The sequence below is a fragment of the Micromonospora sp. NPDC047467 genome (assembly GCF_040643095.1).
Taxonomy (GTDB): domain Bacteria; phylum Actinomycetota; class Actinomycetes; order Mycobacteriales; family Micromonosporaceae; genus Micromonospora.
On sequence record NZ_JBEYTO010000002.1, the window covers coordinates 575986 to 596435 of the forward strand.

Genomic DNA, 20450 nt, shown 5'->3' on the forward strand with positions numbered 1-20450 from the left:
ACAAGCTCGTAACACAACGGGCACTTTGCGCGTCATTTAGCCCCGCAGTTCCGGGTACCCCGCACACTCGCGGCCGTGCACGTGCCGTGCCGTCGAGCGCGTCGTACGGGCGATCACTGTGGAGGAAGCCGACGGGCCGTTGAGGCGTGCTGGCTGCTCATGTTCGTCGGTGGTACTGGTTGCGGCGAGGGAGTTGGTCGGGGTCGAGCCATGCGGGTGGGATGAACTCCGGGTGCCCGTCGCCGCCCAGCCGCACCGCCCAGTCGCTGTGGTGGATGTGGCGGTGGTGGTGGGCGCAGAGCAGCACGGCGTTCGCGAGGCTGGTGGGGCCGTCGTCGGCCCAGTGTCGGATGTGGTGGGCATCGCACCAGCGGGGTGGCCGGTCGCAGCCGGGGAAAGCGCATCCGCGGTCACGGAGGACCAGGGCGCGTCGTAGTGGCCCGGTGATGAGCCGCCGTTGCCGCCCCACGTCGAGTGGTTGGGAGGCCGCACCGAGCACGGCGGGCAGGATGGCGGCATCGCAGGCGAGCCGGCGGACCGTCTCCGGGGTGAGTCGGAAGCCGGCGTCGAGGGTGCCCGCGCCGAGTTGTCCGACGAGCCCGTTGTAGGTGGTGGTGACGACGATCTGGGCCGAGTCACCGCCGTGCTCTGGTAGGTCGCCGGTGCGCAGGCTGAGTCGGCAGACGTCGGCGAGGGCGTCATGGCGTCGTTGCCCGGGGGACCGTCGGTCGTCCGGGCCGGACAGGGCGGTCAGCGGGTCGATGGCGGCGCGGAACAGGTCGGCCGTTTCGGCGTCGAGGGTGCCGGTCAGTCGGAGTCGGCCGTCGGACAGCGCGGAGAGGGTCACGTGGCGATCGCGGGCCGCCCGGCGTGCTTCGGCTTCCAGCGCGGTCTTTGCGGCGGCGTCGGCGATGTCGGGGGCGACGTGGTCGAGGATGCGGGTGCCGAGTTTGCGCAGCAGGGTGGGGTCGAACTGCCTGGCCCATTCGGTGAGCACACCCACGGCTTTGTCGGCGGCCTCCGTGCCCGCCGTGGCCTGCACGGTGTCGACGCTGTCGGCGATGACCCGCGCCTGGTCAAGGGTGATCTCTCCGTCGGCAAGTGCCTGTCTGATCCCGGGGTTGCCGCTGTCCAGGGCGGTGGCGAGGTCCACGAGTCGGCGGGCGGCGGGGATGGTGAGGTGGAGTCGTTCGCGCAGCCAGACCGTGGTGCCGGAGGCACCCTGTGTCACGGGGGTGCCGCGCCCGTCCAGCTCGCGGACCAGGGCCAGGGTGACGGCGGAGAGGCGTTGTTGGAGACGGTGCGCGGCGTCGAGCGCGGCGATCAGCTCGTGGTCCGTGAGGGGCCAGACGGTGGCATCGACGCAGGCAGCGACCGCGTCGTCCGCCTGCGCCAACTCCTCGACCATGCCCTGAGATTAGGACAGGCGTACGACAATTTATCGCCCATGATCGATTAGCTGGTGGCGGTCGTTGGCTGGTTGCGGGGACGCGGGGCCAGCTGCGCCGGGGCGGCGAGGGTGAGCCGCGTCGGATCGTGCCGGGCGGCCGGGCGGCCGGGCGACCGGGCACAGCCTGGATGGTGCCGGGGCGGCCGGGCCCAGCCGTGTGGATCGCGCCTGGGCGGCGCGGGGCGTCAGTTGCGGCGGATGACGCCTGGGCGGCGTGGGTTGTCGGCCGCGTTGGATCGCCGCCCGGGTGGCGAGGGCCTAGCCGCGTCGGATCGCGCCCCGGCGGCGTGGGTCGTCAATCGCGTCGGATCGCGCCTGGCCCGGCGGTGATGTCGATGTCGCCGCTGTCGACGTCGTGACCACCCGCGCAGCGGAGTACCGCCCGCACGGGTTGGCCGCAGTCGTGGTGGGTCGCGACGATGGGCGGGCCGGCCTCGTCGGCGGCCCAGGTGTCGCCCCAGTTGCGGAGCGCGGTGATGACGGGCAGCAGTTCGCGGCCCTTGGGGGTGAGTTGGTATTCGTGGCGGGTGCGCTGGCCTGGCTCCCGGTAGGGGATCCGTTCGAGCAGGCCGGCGGCGACCATTTCCTTGAGTCGGGCGGCGATGGCGGGCTCGCCGATCCCGACGCGGCGGACGAAGTCGTCGAATCGGCGCGTGCCGAGCAGCGCGTCGCGCATGATCAGGACCGTCGACCTGGCGCCCACGATGTCTATCGCCCGGGCCACCGAGCAGTTCGCGTTCGACCAGGAGTCGCGGTCATCCCGTAGGTCCCCCATGTGTTCCAGCTTACCTGACTTGCAGCGGGGCAAGTCAGGTGCTTCACTCGGTGATTGCTGACTTCAGCAAACGCAAGTCAGTCCGACTCGTCCCGAGGGATGCCCATGACGACCAGCGCTACCGCGCCGCCCGCACCCGGATCGGCAACCACCGCCCGTTCAGCGCTCCGCGGTTCCCCCGCGGTCACGCTGATCGCCATGTGCCTGGGCGCGATGATCACGTTCCTCCAGATCACCGCGACCGTCTCTGCCCTGACCACCATCCAGCGCGACCTCCGGGTCGACGCCACCACCCTGATCTGGATTCCCAGCGCGTACACCCTGGTCGTGGCGAGCGTGGTGCTGTCCGCCGCCACCCTGGGCAACCGGTACGGGCGTCGGCGCATCTTCAGCGCGGGCATCCTCGCCATGATCGCCGGCAGTGCCGTGGTGGCGGCTTCCCCCACCGTGACCTGGGTGATCATCGGTCAGTTGGTCGCGGGGCTCGGCGGTGCGCTGATCCTCCCGAACAGCCTGGCGATCCTCGGCGCGGCCTTCACCGACCCGCACCGCCGCACCGAGGTCATCACCGCCTGGTCGGCGGCCTCCGGCGTCGGTCTCGCGGTCGGCCCGCTGATCGCCGGGGCGCTGCTGCGGCACCACTCGTGGCACAGCGTCTACATCTCCGCGATCGTGCTGGGCGTGGTCACCCTGGTCGTCGCCGCGATCGGAGTGGTCGAGTCCCGGCCGAGCGCGGCCCGCATCGACGTACCCGGCCTGCTGCTCGGCACCGTCGCCATCGCCGCCGCCGTCTACGCCATGATCCGGGGTGGCCGGGACGGTTACACCAGCCCAGTGGTGGCGTCGGCCTGGGTCGCCTCGGCAGCCGCGCTTGTCGCGTTCGTGCTTGTCGAACTGCGCGCCAGCGCGCCGATGCTCGACGTACGCCTGTTCCGGTCCGCATCGTTCAGCGCGGTCATGGTCGTCGCCGCGGTGTCGCTGTTCGGCTTCACCGGCGTGGCGATCCTGCTCGTCCTGTTCCACGAACGCGCCCAGGCGCTCAGCCCGTTGGACACCGGCTGGCGGATGCTCGTCCTCTTCGGCGTGTACGCGGTCACGGCCTTCGGCGCGGGGCGACTGATTCGGCGTACCGGGTTCAAGGCGCCCCTCACCGCCGGTCTGGTCCTCGGCGCCCTGGCCAGCTTCGGGCTGGCCGCCCAGGGCCCGACCACCCCGTTCGCCCACCGTTGGCCGCTGCTCGCCCTGTTCGGCGCGGCCAGCGCCCTGGTAGTCGCCCCGGCGGCCGCGGCGGCGTTGGCGAGCGTCGCACCCGCCCAGGCGGGCATGGCCTCCGGCGCGGTCAACGCCGCCCGTCAGGTCGGCTCGGTGCTCGGCTCGTCCCTGCTGGGCACGCTCCTCACCACCACGATGCTGGCCGACCTGCCCGACCGGCTCGCCGCCCACCAGGTCGACGCGCCCACCCGGGCCGCCGTACAGGCGGCGGCGGCCACCGGCGCCACCGGCGACCAACCGCTGCCTGATCCGGTACGGGCGGCGCTCGCCGAGGCCCTGACCTCCGGAGTTCAGGCCGGGTTGTGGGTCACCGGCATCGTCTTCCTCGCTACCGCCGTTCTCGCGCTCACCCTGATCCGCAACCGACCGCACCAGCCTTGACGGTGGCGGCAGTCGGGTTGGGGTGAACAACCCGGCTGCGCAGAAGGCTTGCGACGAGCCGCGCCGTCGGTGCGCAAGCAGCCGTACAGGTTGGGGGCGTACGGTAGGTATGTCGCCCGACCACGGCCCAATCGGGCTTGCGGTGATGACACGGCATCCCACCCGCGCTTTCGCACCGCCGTCCACGCGCAGGAATATTCCGGACGGCTCAACCAGGGAGCACCAGATGAGGATCGCCAAGCACAGGATCGTCAACGCACTTCGTGACCGCGGCCAGCAGGCCAGGGCCGACTGGGTCGAGCGCGAGCTGCCCGAGCGGGTGGACCCGGCCAAGCACTCCGGCCTGCTCGCCACCCTGCATCTCGACCCGGCTGACCTCGCCGACGCTCCATCCCCGTGAGGGTTGCGCTGCTCGGACCGGTCGCCTGGCGTACGCCCCCGCACCACTACGGCCCCTGGGAACAGGTGACCGGCCTGCTCGCCGAAGGGCTGGTCGCCCGTGGCGTGGACGTGACCCTCTTCGCGACGCTGGACTCGGTCACCTCCGCCCGACTCGACGGTGTGTGTTCCCGGGGGTACGCCGACGACCCGGACATGGACGGCCGGGTATGGGAGGCGATGCACGTCTCCCACGCGTTTGCCCGCTCTGCAGAGTTCGACCTGGTGCACAGCCACCTCGACTGGCTGCCGCTGGCCTTCGCGGAGCACTGCCGAGCACCACTGCTCACGACCGTGCACGGATTCTCGGGAGCGGGGATCCTGCCGGCCTACGCCCGAGCCCGATCGTCGTATGTGTCGATCTCCGACGCCGACCGGTCGCCGGAACTCGACTACGTCGCCACGGTGCAGCACGGCGTCGACCTCACCGGTCTGCCGTTCACCCGTGATGCCGGCCCTGGGCTGGCCGCGTTCGGCCGGATCCACCCCGACAAGGGCACCCACACCGCGATCGAGATCGCCCGCCTCGCCGGTCGACCCCTGACCATCTGCGGCATCGTGCAGGACGAACGGTACTTCGCCGAGCAGGTGGCCCCGCACATCGACGGCGACCAGGTCGTCTACCTCGGATCGGTCGGTCCCCGACGACGCGCCGAGGTGCTGGGCGCCAGCGCTGCCCTGCTGCATCCGATCGCCTTCGACGAACCGTTCGGCCTGTCGGTGGTGGAGTCGATGGTCTGCGGCACACCGGTCGTCGCGTACGCGCGAGGGTCCATGCCGGAGGTCGTCGACGAAGGCGTGACGGGGTGCCTCGTCCACACCGTCGAGCAGGCCGTCGACGCGGTGACCCGGGTCGTCGGCCTTGACCGGGTCGCCTGCCGGGCGCGGGCTCGACAGCGCTTCAGCGCGGAGCGGATGGTCACCGACTACCTCGCCGTCTACGACCGTGTCAGATCCCAGCCGTAGCTGACCGTCCCCGAACACGTTCCGCCGGTCACACACGCTGACCGGCGTGCGCCGTCACCGCGTGAGGTGCGCCCCCGTACGGAGGTGGCCGCCGACAACCCGGAAGGCCAGACGTTCATGCCCAGCTACGGATTCCTCAGCACCCACCCGCCAACCCGGTGTGGACTGGCCACTTTCAACTCCGCCCTCGCCGCGCAGCTCACCGCTGACGGCACGCGCGGTGGCATCGTGCGGGTCACCGACCACGGCGACGACCAGCGGCCCGGACCGGGGGTGGTGCACACCTGGTCGGCGCGGACGCCGGCCGGTTTGCGCGACGCCGCCGCCGCCCTGAACTCCTTCGACGTGGCCATCGTCCAACACGAGTACGGCATCTACCCCGGCACCGACGGCGAGGACGTCCTGCCGTTGCTGCGCCGGCTCACCGTGCCGAGCATCGTGGTCCTGCACACCGTGCTGCGCCAGCCCTCCGCCCGGCAGAAGTCCCTGCTGGAGCGGATCGTCGCCACGGCCGGTGCGGTCGTCACGATGACCGACACCGCCCGCGACCGCCTGCTCGTCGGCTACGCCGTGACGGCGAGCAAGGTGACGGTCATCCCGCACGGCGCCGCGGAACTCGCCGGCGTGCCCGTCGAACGGCGTACCCGACCGCACCTGCTGACCTGGGGGCTGATCGGCCCCGGCAAGGGGATCGAGTGGTCGCTGCGTGCCCTCGCCCGGTTGCAGGACCTGGAACCGACGCCCACCTACACCGTCGCGGGTCGGACCCACCCGAAGGTGATCGAGCACCACGGCGAGACGTACCGGGCGGGGTTGCACCAGCTCGGCGCCCAACTCGGCATCGCGCACGGCGTGGATTACCAGGACATCTATCACGACCAGGAGACCCTTGGCCGCCTGATCCGCTCCGCCGACGTGGTCGTGCTGCCGTACGACTCCCGCGAACAGGTCACCTCCGGCGTGCTCATCGAGGCGGTGGCCGCCGGGGTGCCTGTCGTGGCAACGGCGTTCCCGCACGCCGTCGAGCTGCTCACCGGCGGACCCGGTCTGGTCGTACCCCACCAGAATCCGGCGGCGCTGGCCGTGGCGATCCGGCGGATCCTGACCGAGCCGGGCCTCGCCGCCCGGCTGGCCGGCCGGGTCCGGCCGTTGGCCGCGGATCTGCGCTGGCCCGCGGTGGCGGCCCGCTACGGCGCCCTCGCCGAGCGACTCACCGAGGTCCGCAGGCCCGCCGTCAGCGGGGCGTCGGCGTGACCGCGACCACCGGCCGCCCCCGGACAGCGACCAGTCGGCGGTGGGCGACCGCGCCCGCGCCGAGCTTCGCGCACCTGACCCGGCTGAGCGACGACACCGGTCTGTTCGAGCACGCGCGGCACGCCATCGTCCGCCGGGAGCACGGCTACTGCACCGACGACGTGGCCCGTGGCCTGATCGTTGTCTGCCGTGAGCCAGAGCCGACCGAGGAGCTGCTACGGCTCGCGGAGCGCTACCTCGCCTTCCTGACCCACGCGCAGGACGCCAGCGGCGCCTTCCACAACCGGCTCGGGTACGACCGGCGCTGGACCGACGAGCCCGGGCTCGGCGACTGGTGGGGCCGGGCGCTGTGGGGGTTGGGCACGGCCGTTGCCCGCAGTCCCGCCGCCTGGATACGGGAGGAGGCGCTGGTCGCCTTCAGCCGGGGTGCGACCCGCCGTGCCGCTGCCCCGCACGCGATGGCCTTCGCCGGGCTCGGAGCGGCCGAGGTGCTGCGTCGCCATCCGGGCCACGTCGCCGCGGCCGCATTGTTGACCGAGGCCGCAGCCACCGTCGGCGCACCGGATTCCGATGCGCGGTGGCCCTGGCCGCAGCAGCGGTTGACCTATGCCAACGCGGCCCTCGCCGAGGTGGTCATCGTCGCCAGCCAGTTGCGCCACGGTGGCCCGCCCCTCGACGAGGGCCTGCGGATGCTGACCTGGCTGCGAGACGTCCAACTCCGCGACGGACGGCTGTCCGTCGTGCCCGCCGCAGGGTGGCAGCGCGGAATCGTACGGCTCCACCATGACCAGCAGCCGATCGAGGTCGCCGCCTTCGCCGACGCCTGTGCCACGGCCGCCATGGTCACCGGCGATCCGGTCTGGGACGACGGTGTACGGCAGGCGATCGGGTGGTTCCTCGGTGACAACGACATCGGCACGCCGATGTGGGATCCGGAAACCGGCGGCGGCTACGACGGACTGACCGCGCACGGACCCAACCTCAACCAGGGCGCCGAATCCACCCTCGCGCTCATCTCCACCCTGCAGCACGCCCGGCGATGGTCGTGACCGGAATACTGGCCGTTCGGCAGGACGTCACCCTCACCCCTGATCCACGCCGGGTCATCGTCAAGCTCTTCGTCCCGGGCGAGGACGCCGCAGTGGTGCGTACCCGCGCGAGGGCTCTCATCGACCGTGTCGCGCACCTCGACGACGACGAGATCGACCGGCTGCTGCGGGACACCTTCGACCGCTTCGGTGCCCGGCACCGCGACCTGGCCGGAACATTCCAGCATCACTACGACCTCGTGCGGCACCGCGCCGCCCGGGCCGAGGATCTCTCTCCCGCCAGCCGGCTCCTCGTCGGCGCCTACTTCAGCCACGAGTACGCGGTCGAGGCCGCCGCCCTGTGCAACCCGTCCATGGTGGCCCACCCCGACCAGACCCAGCTGGGCGTCGGGCAGTTGCGTGTCGCGGTCAGCCTGCGCCAGATCGGTGAGGGTCACCTGTCGTCGATCGGGTTCGCCACCGCCGTCCTCGGACCCGGGCGCGGGCTCACCGTCACCGACCGGTCCGGCCTTCTGGCGGTCGGACAGCGGACGGGCGTACGGCACCGGCGGGATCTACTGGTGGCCGGCCTGGCCGAGGAGGACTGCGACAACGAGGTCACCGCCACGGTGTTGGACGCACTGCCCGACCGGTACGACGAGGCGACCTTCGAGCGAGTGCTCGGCGATCTGCCGCCGGATCTGCTCTCCCGCAGCACCGGGTTGAGCACCCTGGAACACCTGCGGCGTACCAACGCGGGCAGCTACGCCACGGCCTTCTCCGCCGAGACGGCTCTGCACGAACGCGTGCTCTGGCCGGCCACTCCGGCGGAGAGCAACGGCATGGAGGACGCTCGGTTCGTCAGGTTCACCGACGAGTCAGGATCGGTGTATCGGGCCACCTACACCGCCTACGACGGCCGGAACGTCGGCACCCGTGCACTGGTCAGCCCCGACCTACGTCGTTTCGAGATGACCCCGATGCGTGGGCCGGGGGCTCGTAACAAGGGGATCGCGCTGTTTCCCCGTACCGTCGGCGGCCGACACCTGGCTCTCTGCCGCGCCGACGGCGAGACCATCGGCCTGACCGTTCTGGACGCCGAGAGCCGCTGGCAGCGCCCGGTCCCGCTGCACGCCCCCCGGGACAGCTGGGAGTTGATTCAGGTCGGCAACTGCGGGTCTCCCATCGAAACCGAGGCGGGCTGGCTCGTGCTCACCCACGGTGTCGGCCCGATGCGTCGGTACGCGATCGGCGCGCTTCTGCTCGACCTGCACCGACCGGAGCAGGTGGTCGCGCACCTTCCCGGCGTGCTCCTGTCACCCGAACAGTCCGACCGGGACGGCTACGTGCCGAACGTCGTCTACTCCTGTGGCGGGCTCGTCCATGACGGCGAGCTGTGGCTGCCGTACGGGGCCAGCGACGCCCGGGTCGGCTTCGCGACCGTGCCGGTGGCGGCTCTGCTCGCCGCGATGGTGGCCTGACCCGCCCACGCGCGGCCGGAAGGACGGTGCCGTGGATCAGGTGAGGTCGCCTTCGCCGAGTTGGTGGCGCAGCTTGCCCAGCGCTCGGGTGATGAGCCGTGAGACGTGCATCTGGGAGACACCGATCTGCTCGGCGATCTGGACCTGGGTCAGGTTGCCGTGGAAGCGCAGGCTCAGGATTCTGCGTTCGCGTTCCGGCAGCGTGGCGAGGGCCGGGCCGAGGGCGACGCGGAGTTCGACGAGGTCGAACTCGTGGTCGGTCGTACCGAGGGTGTCGCTGAGTTCCATCGTGCCGTCGGCGCCGATGGGTGTCGACAGCGAGGTGGTCCGGTACGCTCGCGCACCCTCCAGCCCTTCCAGAACTGTCTCCTCCGAGACGTCGAGGTAGGACGCGACGTCGGCGACCGTCGGTGAGCGACCCAGGGTGTGCGTCAGAGCGCTGTTCGCGGCGCTGATCGAGAGCCGGAGCTCCTGGAGGCGGCGGGGCACCCGCACCGCCCAGGTGCGGTCCCGGAAGTATCGCTTGATCTCGCCGACGATGGTCGGGATGGCGTACCCGCTGAAGTCGATGCCCCGGGTGGCGTCGAAGTGGTCGACAGCCTTGATGAGGCCGACCACGGCGGTCTGGGTCAGATCCTCTTCCGGAGCGCCGCGTCCCACGTAGCGGCGTGCCAGATGGCGGGTGAGCGGCAACCAGGCCTCGATGGTGCGGTCCCGCAGCGCCGGCCGGCGGGGATCGTCCGCCAGCGTCGCGGCCAACTCGGCCATCAGCTCGTCCGCCCGGGCGGTGCTCCGCCGGCCGATGCTGGTGCTGGTCGTGGGCTCGAAGGTAGTGACCACGAGTGGGTCCTTCCCGTGCGTGCCCGTCGATCAGGTCGACCGGAGGATCTCCGAGCCGGCTAATGCCGGAGCGCACGTGCGGGCGGGGCGCGCTGTCGCATGGGCCACAACCACGGGCCTCTCCGCCGCCGTCATGTCGTTCAGGTGATGGCGGGAACGCTACCCGAAAGTCGGAGCAATTACTAGCCGAAAGTATGAGGTGGGGTGGTGGTGGGTGAGACGAGTGGGATTTTGCACTCCCAGTGCACTTGTCTCCGATTCCGGGGCTGTCTAGCGTCACACCATGGCTGATTCGTGGACATTCGCCGTGGCCCGTGACGACCTTGGCCGGACCACGCTCGTCGACAGCGCGGCACCCGCACTCGCCGACGGTGAGGCGCTGCTGCGCGTGGACCGCGTCGGCCTCACCGCCAACAACGTCACCTACGCGGTGCTCGGCGACGCGATGCGCTACTGGCAGTTCTTTCCGCCCGAACCCCGAGGGCTCGACCGCCAGTGGGGGCTGCCGCCGCTGTGGGGCTTCGCGGATGTCGTCGCGTCCACCGTGGATGGTGTCGAGGCCGGTCAGCGCGTCTACGGCTACCTGCCTCCGGCGGGTCACCTGGTGGTGCGCCCGGACCGGGTGGACGCGGCCGGGTTCCGCGACACGAGCGCGCACCGGGCCGGGCTGCCCTCGCCGTACAACGCGTACCGGTCGACCACCGGTGACCCCGCGTACCGGCCCGAGCAGGAGGACCTGCTGATCCTGTTCCGGCCGCTGTTCTTCACCTCCTTCATGCTGGCCGACCAGGTCGTCGACAACGACTTCTACGGCGCGCGGTCGCTCGTGCTGTCGTCGGCGTCGAGCAAGACGGCGTACGCCGCCGCCTTCGAACTGCACGGCCGGGGCCCACGCCTGGTCGGGCTCACCTCACCCGGCAACCTCGCGTTCACGCGGTCGCTCGGCTGCTATGACGAGGTCGTCTCCTACGACGACATCGCCACCCTCGACACCGTCGAGACCGCCTACCTCGACCTGTCCGGCGCGCCGGCCACCCGGGCCGCCCTACGCGGCCACCTCGGCGACCGGCTCGTGCGGGACATCGCGGTCGGGCTCACCAACCAGACGCCCAACGCCGACGCCGCCGAGGAGGTCTTCTTCGCGCCGGTGCAGATGCGCAAACGCAGCCAGGACTGGGGTCGGGACGGGCTCGACGAACGGTTCGCCGTCGCCTGGCAGCGCTTCGCCCCGGTGGTGCGCGGGTGGCTCGACGTGCGGGTCGGCGACGGCCCCGAGGCGTTGCGGCACGCGTGGCTCGACGTCCTCGCGGGTCGTACGCCGCCACGGACGGGCCACGTCATCCAGCTCTGAGCCCGAGTCACGGGAGGATCGCGTCGACGTACCCGCCGTCGACCCGGACCGCCGCGCCGGTCGTCGCGGAGGCGAGCGGGGACGCGAGGTAGGTGACCATGTTGGCGATCTCCTCGGGTTCGATGAGTCGCTGAAGGAGCGACTGCGGCCGGTGCAGGCGCATGAACTCCCGCTGCGCCTGCTCCCAGGGCAGGCTGTCGCCCATCAGATCGGCGACGAAATCCTCGACACCCCCGGTGTGGGTCGGGCCGGCGAGCACCGAGTTGACCGTCACACCGGTGCCGGCGGCAGCTTTCGCGAACCCGCGCGAGACGCCGAGCAGCGCCGTCTTGGAGACGCCGTAGTGGATCATTTCGGCGGGGATGGCGACCGCCGAGTCGCTGGCGACATACTGCACCCGGCCCCAGCCGCGGTCCATCATTCCGGGCAGGTAGGAGCGGGTCAGCCGGACGCCGGCCAGGACGTTCACCTCGAAGTAGCGACGCCACTCGTCGTCCGGGATCTCCAACGCCGGGCTGGGGCCGAAGATGCCGAGACTGTTGACCAGGATGTCGACGCTGGGCAGAAGGTCGAGCGTGCGGGCCGCGCCCTCGTCGGTCGACACGTCGGCATCGACCTCGACAACGTCGGCACCGGGGACCGCGCTGCGCAACGCCGCCGCCGCGCGCTCGACCCCGGCGGCGCTACGGCCGTTCACGGCCACCCGGGCGCCGGCGCGGGCCAGCCCGACGGTGATGGCGGCGCCGATCCCCTGGGTCGAGCCGGTCACCAGCGCGGTCCTGCCAGAAAGATCGATCTGCACCGTCATCGTTACCCCGTTCGTCCGTGTCACAGGGGCCCTCCCGGTTCGGAGGGCCGTTCTCGACCGTAGCGGTGCTGGTCGTACCCGGCAGCCTGAGCCGCGCAAACTCCGGCGCCGCCCCGGTCGCCCGCCCAGCGACCGCTCGAATGGGTTCGGGCGGCGGGAGACCGGTAGGCTGTGGGGGCGGGATATCGATGGCCCATCGCCGGCCCCGCCCCGCTGTCTCCCCACGGTTCCCCAGCTGCCGATGACTGAGTCGAGCGCTGCCGTGCACATTCCCTTGGAGCACCTCGTGTCCGATATGACGTCCGCCCTGAATCCCTTCAGCGTCGAGGGGGACGGGGTCACCAACGACGAGCACAGTCCGGCCGCCGACGTCAGCGCCGACTCGATGACCCGTTTGCGGACCCCGTTCGCGGCGGAAACCCCAGACCGCGAGCCGGCCGACGAGCCAGCCCACCGCTAGACCGCCAGTCGGCACGGCCAAGCCCGGATGGGCCTGGTGGTGCGGGGATGATCCGTACGGATTCAGGGGCCAAAAACTTGTGGCGCCCGTCGATACGATGACGCCGCCGGCGTCGATCGATGCGCCGTCAAGTGGAGGTACAAGTCCAATATGAAGCGCATCGGATCAGCGATTCTGGCAACCGCTGTCGGCGTTGCCACAGTCGTCCTGGCCACCGGCCAGCCGGCCCTCGCCGCCGACTCGGTCAATCTTCCTCTGTCGAGCTGGGCCTACCTCGACTCGCAGAGCCCCAGGACCAAGTTCGTCAACCCGGCGGTCGCGCCGCCCGTCGGCACACTGGTCGACGACGCGGGCAGGGCGCACACCTACCGCTCCTACTTCACCTACGACCTGACCCAACTCAAGGGCGCGGTCGTGCACAACTCATACCTGTACACGTACGAGGACACGGTCACCGACTGCTCCACGGCAGCGACGATCGAGGTGTGGCGGACGGCCCCGGTCAAGAGCGGGACGACCTGGAACAACCCGCCCGCCGAGTTGGAGAAGCTGATCTCCGTCAACCGGGGGCAGGGCTCCTTCTACTGCCCCGGCTACCTGGGCTTCGACATGGTGCAGACGCTCAATGCCGCGCTCGGCCGGCACGAGAAGTCGATCACGGTCGAATATCGGATCACCGCCTCCCAGGAGACGGACCCGCGCGCCGGCCGCACGTTTCAGCAGCCGACGCTGAGCTCCACCTCGAACCATCCGCCGACCGTGTCCGACCCGCGGCTTGAGGGGCCAAACCGGCCGTGTGGCACGGTCACCAGACCGTCGCCGGCCGCGGCGACGACCTACTTCAAGGCCACCGCCAACGATCCGGACGAGGGCGACTACGCGACGATCCTGTACGCGATCTGGCCGGTGGAGCACCCGGACCAGCGCCGCGAGTTCAACAGCTACAACCTCGGCACCGACCTGAGCCAGTACGCCGACGGTCAGCTGCTCGCCTGGCAGGCCCGCGCCAGTGACTACTACGACGCGGGTCCGTGGAGCAAGGTCTGCTACGTGATCATGGACAAGACGGCACCGGCGAACCCGCCGGCCGTCACGTCGAAGCTCTACCCGGAGGGCGACACCCCGGGCGGTGGCTCCGGCCTGACCGGGAAGTTCCGGATCGACGCAGGTGGTGACCAGGACGTGGTCGCCTTCGCGTGGCGTGACTCGACCGGTTACTCCGGCAGCGTGAAGGCCCGCAAGCCGGGCCGTACGGCGGTTCTCGAATACACCCCGAAGCGGGACTGGATCGAAACCCTCTACGTCAATTCGATCGACGCGGCCGGCAACCGGGGGCCGGAGAGGGAGTACCGGTTCCGGATCGCCGACACCGCGCCGAGCGCGCAGATCGAGCTGGGCGGGGTCGGGCTGCCGAGCACGATCAGCCTGACCGCGCGCAAGCCCGAGACGACAGCCTTCGGCTACCAGCTCAAGGGCGGCCCGCAGACCCGGGTGCCGGCCGTCGACGGCAAAGCCACCGGTCAGCTCACCTTCGCCGAGGTCGGCGAGGTCGAGGTCGTCGTCAGCAGCTACGCGAAGAACAAGCTGATCGGGCAGGACACCCTGCGGATCTATGTCACCGACGCCCCCGGAGTCGAGTCGGCCGAGTTCAACTTCGACAGCGAGCCGATCGCCGGCAAGACCGGCTCGTTCACGTTCACGCCGCGCAACGCCGACGTCGTCTCGTACGAGTACGTCCTGGACGACACCACGCAGACCGTACCGGCGGCAGCGGACGACACCGCAGTGGTTCCGTGGACGGCGACCGCGGGGTGGCACTTCATGGCCGTGCGGTCGGTGAAGGCGGACGGCTCGAAGTCGATGGAGACCTACCACCAGTTCAACGTCCTCGATCCGGTGCCGTCCGCGTACGCGCCGACGCTGGAATACCTGACGCGGATCGACGGCGTCGGCCTGCCGGTCGAGTTCTATCTGTTCAGCCAGCTGCCGAACGTGACAGGCTTCGCCTACCGGTTCGACGGCGGCCCGGAAACCGTCGTGCCCTCCGACGGCGGCAGCGTGTCGATCAGTGTCACGCCGGTGCACACCGGTGACAACACGCTGATCGTCGAGGCGCTGCTGGCCGATGGCACCCGGTCGCCCGAGAAGAGTTTCACCTGGCAGCCGTTCGAGGCGCCGGTCGTCACCACCGACCCGCCGAACGGCGGTGCGGCCGCCCAGCCGATGACACTGACGTTCCGCTCGGTGCTGCCCGACACCAGAGAGTTCCGCTACTCCCTGGACTTCGGCGAATACCAGACCATCGCGGCGGGGCCGGACGGCACGGCGACCGTACCGTTCACACCCCAGTGGGACGGCTGGTTCTCGGCCCGCGTCACCGGCGTCGCCCAGGACGGGACGACGTCGCCAGAGCGTGAGATGACCGTCCCGGTCCGCGACACCCGGGTCTCGGTGTGGAGCCAGTACAGCGAGTGGAGCCCGAGGGGCGGCATCGGCGTGCCCGGTGACTTCGCCTTCAGCACGTCGTGGACGCCCGAGGTGGTGGAGTACCGCTACCGCCTCAACGACGGCCCCGAGCTGACCGCACCCATCGGGGACAGCTGGAACACCCTGGTCACGGTCGTTCCCGACCGCAACGGGCCCAACACGCTCACCGTGCGGGGCCGCACCGCGGACGGCCGGTTCTCGCCGGTCACCGAGTACCCGTTCCAGGTCGGCACCGCGCCGCACGTCTTCTCCGAGGCGTACCCGCGGGACACTCCCGGCGGCGGTGTCGGCGTCGAGGGCCGCTTCGAGTTCAGCGGGGGCACGCCCGGCATCACGTCGTTCGAGTACACGATCGGTGGCACCGCCGGCACAGTGGACGCCGACGCGCAGGGTCGCGCGTCGATCACGTGGACGCCGACCGAGGCCACCGGCCTCTACCTGGTCGTCAAGGGGCACAAGGCCGACGGCAGCACGACGGACGAGGTCTGGTATTTCATCCTGGTGACGTCGAGCTGATCAGTCCTCGGGCCACGACTGGTGCAGTGACGCCCCGCGGGCCGGTGACGGCCTGCGGGGCGTCGCCTTCTCCGCGGGTACGCCGCCGAGGTGTTTGGTGATGCGGAGCAGCACGTGGTCCGGTGGCCCGGCGACGAAGGCAGCCGAGTCGGCGAGTGCCGCGATCAGGGGCAGCCCACGGCCGCCGACGGTGAGCGGGGCGGGAAGTTCGGCGTCGAGCCCGGCTCCGCCGGGGGTGCTGCCTCGGTTGCCGACCTCGAGCAGGCACACGTCGTCGTCGATGACGATGGTGATGTCGACCGCGCTGTCGGGATCGGCGTGCATCACCGCGTTGGCGCAGGCCTCGCTGATCAGCACGGCGAGCTGACCACGGGAGTCCTCGGCGGCGTCGGTGAGGCCCAGCAGGGTGTTGAGCACATGGCGGGCGCGGGTCACCGAGGACGGCTGGCGCGGTAGCGACAGGGTCATGCTCACCCGCATCGCGCAGCTCCTCCCCGGCCCCGACGTCGGCGGCCGGACTACTGTTTCATACCCGAGTCGGGCGCTGTGGTCGTGATCAGCACTACCCGCAGCGGCTGAGGTGAAACGACCCCGTGCCGGCTCGACGTGCGTCGGCCGAGGGTGGTTCGCCGTTCGGCCGAATAGGGTAAACGGCATCACCGGCGTGGGGAGGTCGTTGTGGATCTGCTGTTGTCGGCCCGACCGGGCCGGGGTTGCACGGTGCTCGAAGTGCACGGCGAACTGGACATGGCGACGTCCCCCCAGTTGAGCGACGGTCTGCAACAGTTGATCGACGCCGGTGATCGCCGGGTGGTGGTGGATCTGGCCGGCGTGGGATTCATGGACTCCAGCGCGTTGGGCGCGCTGGTGGTGATGTTCAAGGCGTTGCGGGACATCGGCGGTCAGTTGTCCCTCGCCTCGGTGCAGCCCGCCGTGCACAGCGTCCTGACGGTCACGTCCTTGGACCAGGCCATCGATGTCTATGACAGTGTGCAGGCTGCCGAAGCCGAGGTGGCACCCACCGACGCGACAGGCCGGTAGTCATTCGGGCAGCGCGGTGCTGGCGCGCTCCTGGTCGGCGCCGGCGCTGGTACGCCGTTGCTCGCTGTGCCCTCCGTGCCAGTCGAGGATGAGCAGGGTGGCGTCATCGGCCAGGGTCGGCCCGCTGACCTCAAGTACGGCGTCGGCCAAGGCGCGGGCAGCCTCGCGTGGGTGCAGACCGACGATCGACCGCAGGATGGCCGGTAGGTCCAGGCTGGCGGCGTTGCGCTCCCGCACGCCATCGGTGATCACCACCAGACGGTCCCCGGGCCGCAGCGCGACCTCGCCCGCGTGGTAGTCGGACGCCGCGAACATTCCCAGCGGGAAGTTGCCCGGTAGCGAAATTGTCTGCGTGTCTCCGTCGCGGACCAGCATCGGCGGCACGTGCCCGGCGTTGAGCAGCGCGCACACCCCGGTGCGCAGGTCGAGACGGCCGAGCAACGCGGTGACGAAACTGCCCGGGACCGGCGGGTTTTCGGCCACGGCGGCATTGGCGGCCTGGGCCTGCTCCACCAGCCCGACCGCGCGGCGGCGCGTGTTGCGCAGGCTACCCACACCGAGGGTCGCGGTCAGGGCGCTGGCCACCCCGTGGCCCATCGCGTCGGTGACGCTGAAATGCAGCACGTCACGGGCGAGGCTGTAGTCGAAGGTGTCGCCGCCGATGCTGGCGGCGGGTTCGAGCCAGCCGGACAGGGTGAACGCGCTGCCTTCACACGTGAACGCGGCGGGCAGCAGGCGACGCTGAATCTCCGCGGACAGGGTGAACGGGGTCGTGCGTTGGCCCCACTCGAACAGGTCGGTGTGCCGGCGGTTGGCGATCACCACGAACGCCAACAGGTGCGCCGTGCGGCTGATCTCCTTCAGGTCCCGTGGACCCGGCTCGTTCGGCAGGATCATTTCGAGCAGCCCGATCGCCTCACCGCGGTCGGTCACCGGCGCCAACACCATCCACCCGTCGGCCTGTGTGACAACCTGCACCGTCTGGGTGCGCAACGCCCGCTCGGCGGGGCCGCCGTCGAACGGCATCACGGTGGCGACCTCGGAGCCGTCCCGGCGCCCCGCACCGGAGCCTTCGAGCGGCGAGTGGGCCAACCGGACCAGTGCCCGGCCGCTGAGATCCGCGATCAGGAACGCGACGCTGCGTGCCCCCAGCCCCGTACCGATCTCCCGGGTGACGGCCTCGACCGCGTCGACCGGCGAGGCGTTCTCCGCCGCCTGCAACACGTGGCTCATGATCTGCCCCTCGGTGCGTTCCACCCTCGGAGCCTACGAGACGCGACCACCGTGACGGCCGGTCGGTCGAGGGCGGGTGTCCGACGATCGACGGACACCGCCCTCGCCATCGACCGGAGCTTCGACGCTGAAACGCGGTCACCTACCGGACCGGCCACGGGGAGATCCGGGACGGTCGGCGTCGCTCAGACCGGTGCGGGCAGGACCGACATGGCCATCGCGAGCGCACCGAGCAGCGCGGCGTCCTGGGCGAAGGCCGACAGGACGATGTCCGGCCGGTACGGCAGCGCGTGGGCGAGCCGCTCGATGAGCAACTGCCGCACCACCTCGTTGCCCGCGACGCTGCCGACCAGCACGATCCGCTGCGGGTCGAGCAGGAGACAGCAGGTGACGAGCTGGCGGGCCAACTCGTCGACGCGCTGCCGCAACTCCTCACGGGCCAGGCCGGGCTGCGCCGCGGCGGCGCAGAGCGCGGCGGCCTGGCCGGTCAGCCCCAGCCGCCGCGCCAGCTCGTCCAGGGCTCGACCGGAGAAGGTCGCCTCCAGCATCGGCTCCAGGCCCGACGGCCAGCTGTGGTCGGTCAGACCGTAGGCGATCTCGCCGGCCGCGCCGTGGTAACCGGGCATCACCTCGCCGCCGACCGTCACCGCCGCGGCCACCCCGGTCCCGAGCCCGAGCACCAGGCCCGGATCGACGCCGCGCAGCGCCCCGAAGCGCAGTTCGGCGTACGCGGCCGCGTTGAGGTCGTTCGACACCCGTACGGAGGTCAACCCGAGGTGGGCGCGGACGGCGTCGGCCAACCGCAACTGCTCCCAGCCGGGCACGTTCGGCGCCAGTTCGATGTTGTCGTCGTGGACGACGCCGGGTGAGGCGATGCCGGCCGCCACGAGCGTGCCGCCGGTCCGGTCCGCGAGCTCCCGCGCCCGGTCGAGAGCCCGGACGAGGGCCTGCTGCGCACCCTGCTCGGCGTTGGTGGGCAGTCGCTCGGAGACGAGCAGCCGACCGTCGACGTCACCCACACCGATGGCCATCTTCGTGCCGCCGAAATCGATGCCGAGCAGCCGCGGGTTTGCCGATTGTTCCATGGTGATGTCAGATCGCCCTTCGGGCCGTCGGTCCACGTCGTGCCGCGATCGCGGCGACACAACATCATCGTTCACGCGGTGCCGTGTCTGTTGTCCCGTCACCGGCCCACCCTCGCCGCGACCGCCTCGGAGAGCGCCTCGTCGGCACGGACCAACCGGTCCCGGAACGCATCGACCCGCGTCGCCACCTCGGCCATGACGGTCCGCAACTGCGCGACCTGATCCCGTACGGCTGCCTCTCCCGGGCCGTCGGCCTGGGCCCGGCGGAGCACGAGTTCCGGGCGGACCGCGGCGGCCAGCAGGTCCCGGATCGCGGCCTCGTCGAGCTCGGCCAGACCGAGGTCAGCGGCGGTCGACCGGACGTCCTGTTCGGTCCAGGTGGCGGGCGGGCCGGTCCGCACCAGGCGGCCGAGCAGCGAGTGGGCACCGCGGAATGGCACGCCGTGCCGGGCCAGCGCGTCGGCGGCGGCCGTCGTGGTGGCACCCGAGGCGACGATCTCCTCACCGGCCGGCGGACGCAGCGGGTCCAGCTCCGCGATCAGCCCGCCGAGCAGGGAGAAGAACCGGTACGCCCGGTCGTCGCCGTCCCAGAGTCGGGCCTGCACGTCGGTGGTGGCGTTGTTGGAGTCCTCCCACCAGGCGGCGCCGACGTTGTTGAGCACGCTGACGGCATCGGCCGCTGCGGCGCCGGCCATCGAGACGAGGTGTTCCAGCACGACCGGATTGCGCTTCTGCGGCATGATGCTGCTGCCCTGGGTGAACTCGGGGGGTGTGACGACCCAGCCCCAGCTCAGCCAGTCCATCAGGGTGCGGGCCAGCCGGGCGCCCGTGGCGAGCGTCTGCGCGTTGAGGGTGGCGACCCGGACGAGGTGGTCGGCACCGGCCACCGCCTCGTACGAGTTGACGATGAGCCGCTCGAAGCCGAGCAGGTCAGCCAGGCGGCGGGGCGAGATGTCCAGGTCGGTGCCGGCGAAGGCGCAGGAGCCCAGGGGCGAGCGGTTCATCTCGTCCAGCAGGTCGGCGTAGGCGGCACCCTCGCCGGCCAGCGCCTCGGCGTAGCCGGCGTAGACATGCCCGATGGTCGTCGGCTGGGCCGGGCGCCGGTGGGTGTAACCGGTGATCACCACGTCGGCGTGCCGGTCGGCGCGGTCCAGGATGATCCGGCCGGCGGCCAGCACCGCGTCGAGCACCTGAAGGAGCTGGTCGCGCAGCACCATCCGGAAGACCCCGGCGTCGAGGTCGTTACGGCTGCGGGCGAGCTGCACGCTGAGCTGGGACACGTCGACCCCGCAGGCGGCGGCGAGGCGCTTCTCCAGTGTGTAGTAGACGTCCTCGACGCTGCCGTCGTAGTCGAACTCCTCGGGCCGGTCCTCGGTGAGCACGAGCAGCCCGCGCAGCATCATCGCGGCGGAGTCGTCGGGGATCAGCCGCTGCTCGGCGAGCATGACCACGTGGGCCTGGCTCGCCTTGACCATCGCGGGGTACAGGTGGGCGGCGTGGTGCTCGAACACGACGCGGAGGTGATGCTGCTGGTAGATGGTCAGTGAGGGGGTCATCGTGGTCTCCCAATGCGGTGCGTTGTCG

At 71.0% G+C, this 20450-nt stretch carries 18 protein-coding genes; 10 read left to right on the top strand and 8 right to left on the bottom strand.

The window, feature by feature from the left end:
• Window positions 1–157: 157 nt before the first annotated feature.
• Window positions 158–1408 (bottom strand): DUF222 domain-containing protein, encoded by a 1251-nt coding sequence (locus tag ABZ780_RS06890; protein ID WP_357004467.1) that lies wholly within the window; start codon window positions 1406–1408, stop codon window positions 158–160.
• Between the two features lie 337 nt (window positions 1409–1745).
• Window positions 1746–2225: a helix-turn-helix domain-containing protein gene (locus ABZ780_RS06895; RefSeq protein WP_357004470.1), complete on the bottom strand. Its 480-nt coding sequence runs from the start codon at window positions 2223–2225 to the stop codon at window positions 1746–1748.
• A gap of 105 nt (window positions 2226–2330) precedes the next feature.
• On the opposite strand from ABZ780_RS06895, the gene ABZ780_RS06900 reads away from it, so the two are divergent.
• The 6 genes from ABZ780_RS06900 to ABZ780_RS06925 all read left to right on the top strand — a co-directional run bounded on the left by ABZ780_RS06900 (window position 2331) and on the right by ABZ780_RS06925 (window position 9045).
• Window positions 2331–3878 carry an MFS transporter gene (locus tag ABZ780_RS06900; protein ID WP_357004473.1) on the top strand — a complete coding sequence of 516 codons (1548 nt, stop codon included), beginning with the start codon at window positions 2331–2333 and terminating at the stop codon, window positions 3876–3878.
• Between the two features lie 226 nt (window positions 3879–4104).
• Complete coding sequence (locus ABZ780_RS06905; protein ID WP_357004476.1) at window positions 4105–4278, top strand: hypothetical protein; 174 nt, start codon at window positions 4105–4107, stop codon at window positions 4276–4278.
• A complete protein-coding gene (locus ABZ780_RS06910; RefSeq protein WP_357004478.1) occupies window positions 4275–5282 on the top strand; it encodes a glycosyltransferase family 4 protein in 1008 nt (335 codons plus the stop codon). Before ABZ780_RS06905 ends, ABZ780_RS06910 begins: the two co-directional genes overlap by 4 nt.
• Window positions 5283–5399: 117 nt before the next feature.
• Complete coding sequence (locus ABZ780_RS06915) at window positions 5400–6536, top strand: glycosyltransferase (protein WP_357004480.1); 1137 nt, start codon at window positions 5400–5402, stop codon at window positions 6534–6536.
• Window positions 6533–7585: a glycosyltransferase gene (locus ABZ780_RS06920; protein ID WP_357004483.1), complete on the top strand. Its 1053-nt coding sequence runs from the start codon at window positions 6533–6535 to the stop codon at window positions 7583–7585. Before ABZ780_RS06915 ends, ABZ780_RS06920 begins: the two co-directional genes overlap by 4 nt.
• Window positions 7582–9045 carry a glycosylase gene (locus ABZ780_RS06925; RefSeq protein WP_357004486.1) on the top strand — a complete coding sequence of 488 codons (1464 nt, stop codon included), beginning with the start codon at window positions 7582–7584 and terminating at the stop codon, window positions 9043–9045. The genes ABZ780_RS06920 and ABZ780_RS06925 overlap by 4 nt, the downstream gene beginning before the upstream one ends.
• Before the next feature lie 36 nt (window positions 9046–9081).
• Here the strand turns inward: ABZ780_RS06925 and ABZ780_RS06930 are convergent, their stop codons facing one another.
• Window positions 9082–9813, bottom strand: coding sequence for a SigB/SigF/SigG family RNA polymerase sigma factor (locus ABZ780_RS06930; protein ID WP_357004871.1), 732 nt, complete (start codon window positions 9811–9813; stop codon window positions 9082–9084).
• Between the two features lie 355 nt (window positions 9814–10168).
• Between ABZ780_RS06930 and ABZ780_RS06935 the strand changes: the two genes are divergently transcribed.
• Complete coding sequence (locus ABZ780_RS06935) at window positions 10169–11236, top strand: DUF2855 family protein (RefSeq protein ID WP_357484845.1); 1068 nt, start codon at window positions 10169–10171, stop codon at window positions 11234–11236.
• A 7-nt stretch (window positions 11237–11243) separates the two neighbouring features.
• On the opposite strand, the gene ABZ780_RS06940 is transcribed toward ABZ780_RS06935, so the two are convergent.
• Window positions 11244–12044 carry an SDR family oxidoreductase gene (locus ABZ780_RS06940; RefSeq protein ID WP_357004491.1) on the bottom strand — a complete coding sequence of 267 codons (801 nt, stop codon included), beginning with the start codon at window positions 12042–12044 and terminating at the stop codon, window positions 11244–11246.
• A gap of 241 nt (window positions 12045–12285) precedes the next feature.
• Between ABZ780_RS06940 and ABZ780_RS06945 the strand changes: the two genes are divergently transcribed.
• Window positions 12286–12504, top strand: a complete 219-nt coding sequence (locus ABZ780_RS06945; protein WP_357004494.1) for a hypothetical protein — start codon at window positions 12286–12288, stop codon at window positions 12502–12504.
• 150 nt (window positions 12505–12654) lie between these two features.
• On the top strand, window positions 12655–15507 hold the full coding sequence (locus ABZ780_RS06950; protein WP_357484848.1) for a hypothetical protein: 2853 nt from the start codon (window positions 12655–12657) through the stop codon (window positions 15505–15507).
• Here the strand turns inward: ABZ780_RS06950 and ABZ780_RS06955 are convergent, their stop codons facing one another.
• On the bottom strand, window positions 15508–15987 hold the full coding sequence (locus ABZ780_RS06955; RefSeq protein ID WP_357004500.1) for an ATP-binding protein: 480 nt from the start codon (window positions 15985–15987) through the stop codon (window positions 15508–15510).
• A gap of 198 nt (window positions 15988–16185) precedes the next feature.
• Between ABZ780_RS06955 and ABZ780_RS06960 the strand changes: the two genes are divergently transcribed.
• Window positions 16186–16548: an STAS domain-containing protein gene (locus ABZ780_RS06960; protein WP_357004504.1), complete on the top strand. Its 363-nt coding sequence runs from the start codon at window positions 16186–16188 to the stop codon at window positions 16546–16548.
• Here the strand turns inward: ABZ780_RS06960 and ABZ780_RS06965 are convergent, their stop codons facing one another.
• The 3 genes from ABZ780_RS06965 to ABZ780_RS06975 all read right to left on the bottom strand — a co-directional run bounded on the left by ABZ780_RS06965 (window position 16549) and on the right by ABZ780_RS06975 (window position 20422).
• A complete protein-coding gene (locus ABZ780_RS06965) occupies window positions 16549–17805 on the bottom strand; it encodes a PP2C family protein-serine/threonine phosphatase (RefSeq protein ID WP_357004507.1) in 1257 nt (418 codons plus the stop codon).
• A 161-nt stretch (window positions 17806–17966) separates the two neighbouring features.
• The gene (locus ABZ780_RS06970) at window positions 17967–18866 is read right to left on the bottom strand and encodes an ROK family protein (protein ID WP_357004510.1); all 900 of its coding nucleotides are present in this window, start codon (window positions 18864–18866) and stop codon (window positions 17967–17969) included.
• Between the two features lie 98 nt (window positions 18867–18964).
• Window positions 18965–20422 carry a lyase family protein gene (locus ABZ780_RS06975; RefSeq protein ID WP_357004513.1) on the bottom strand — a complete coding sequence of 486 codons (1458 nt, stop codon included), beginning with the start codon at window positions 20420–20422 and terminating at the stop codon, window positions 18965–18967.
• Window positions 20423–20450: the final 28 nt, after the last annotated feature.

Coding starts and splice junctions, on each gene's coding strand:
- ABZ780_RS06895 (WP_357004470.1), bottom strand. CDS start 2,225: ATGGGGGACCTACGGGATGACCGCGACTCCTGGTCGAACGCGAACTGC.
- ABZ780_RS06975 (WP_357004513.1), bottom strand. CDS start 20,422: ATGACCCCCTCACTGACCATCTACCAGCAGCATCACCTCCGCGTCGTG.
- ABZ780_RS06970 (WP_357004510.1), bottom strand. CDS start 18,866: ATGGAACAATCGGCAAACCCGCGGCTGCTCGGCATCGATTTCGGCGGC.
- ABZ780_RS06945 (WP_357004494.1), top strand. CDS start 12,286: ATGACTGAGTCGAGCGCTGCCGTGCACATTCCCTTGGAGCACCTCGTG.
- ABZ780_RS06915 (WP_357004480.1), top strand. CDS start 5,400: ATGCCCAGCTACGGATTCCTCAGCACCCACCCGCCAACCCGGTGTGGA.
- ABZ780_RS06900 (WP_357004473.1), top strand. CDS start 2,331: ATGACGACCAGCGCTACCGCGCCGCCCGCACCCGGATCGGCAACCACC.
- ABZ780_RS06935 (WP_357484845.1), top strand. CDS start 10,169: ATGGCTGATTCGTGGACATTCGCCGTGGCCCGTGACGACCTTGGCCGG.
- ABZ780_RS06950 (WP_357484848.1), top strand. CDS start 12,655: ATGAAGCGCATCGGATCAGCGATTCTGGCAACCGCTGTCGGCGTTGCC.
- ABZ780_RS06890 (WP_357004467.1), bottom strand. CDS start 1,408: ATGGTCGAGGAGTTGGCGCAGGCGGACGACGCGGTCGCTGCCTGCGTC.
- ABZ780_RS06940 (WP_357004491.1), bottom strand. CDS start 12,044: ATGACGGTGCAGATCGATCTTTCTGGCAGGACCGCGCTGGTGACCGGC.
- ABZ780_RS06905 (WP_357004476.1), top strand. CDS start 4,105: ATGAGGATCGCCAAGCACAGGATCGTCAACGCACTTCGTGACCGCGGC.
- ABZ780_RS06930 (WP_357004871.1), bottom strand. CDS start 9,813: ATGGCCGAGTTGGCCGCGACGCTGGCGGACGATCCCCGCCGGCCGGCG.
- ABZ780_RS06955 (WP_357004500.1), bottom strand. CDS start 15,987: ATGCGGGTGAGCATGACCCTGTCGCTACCGCGCCAGCCGTCCTCGGTG.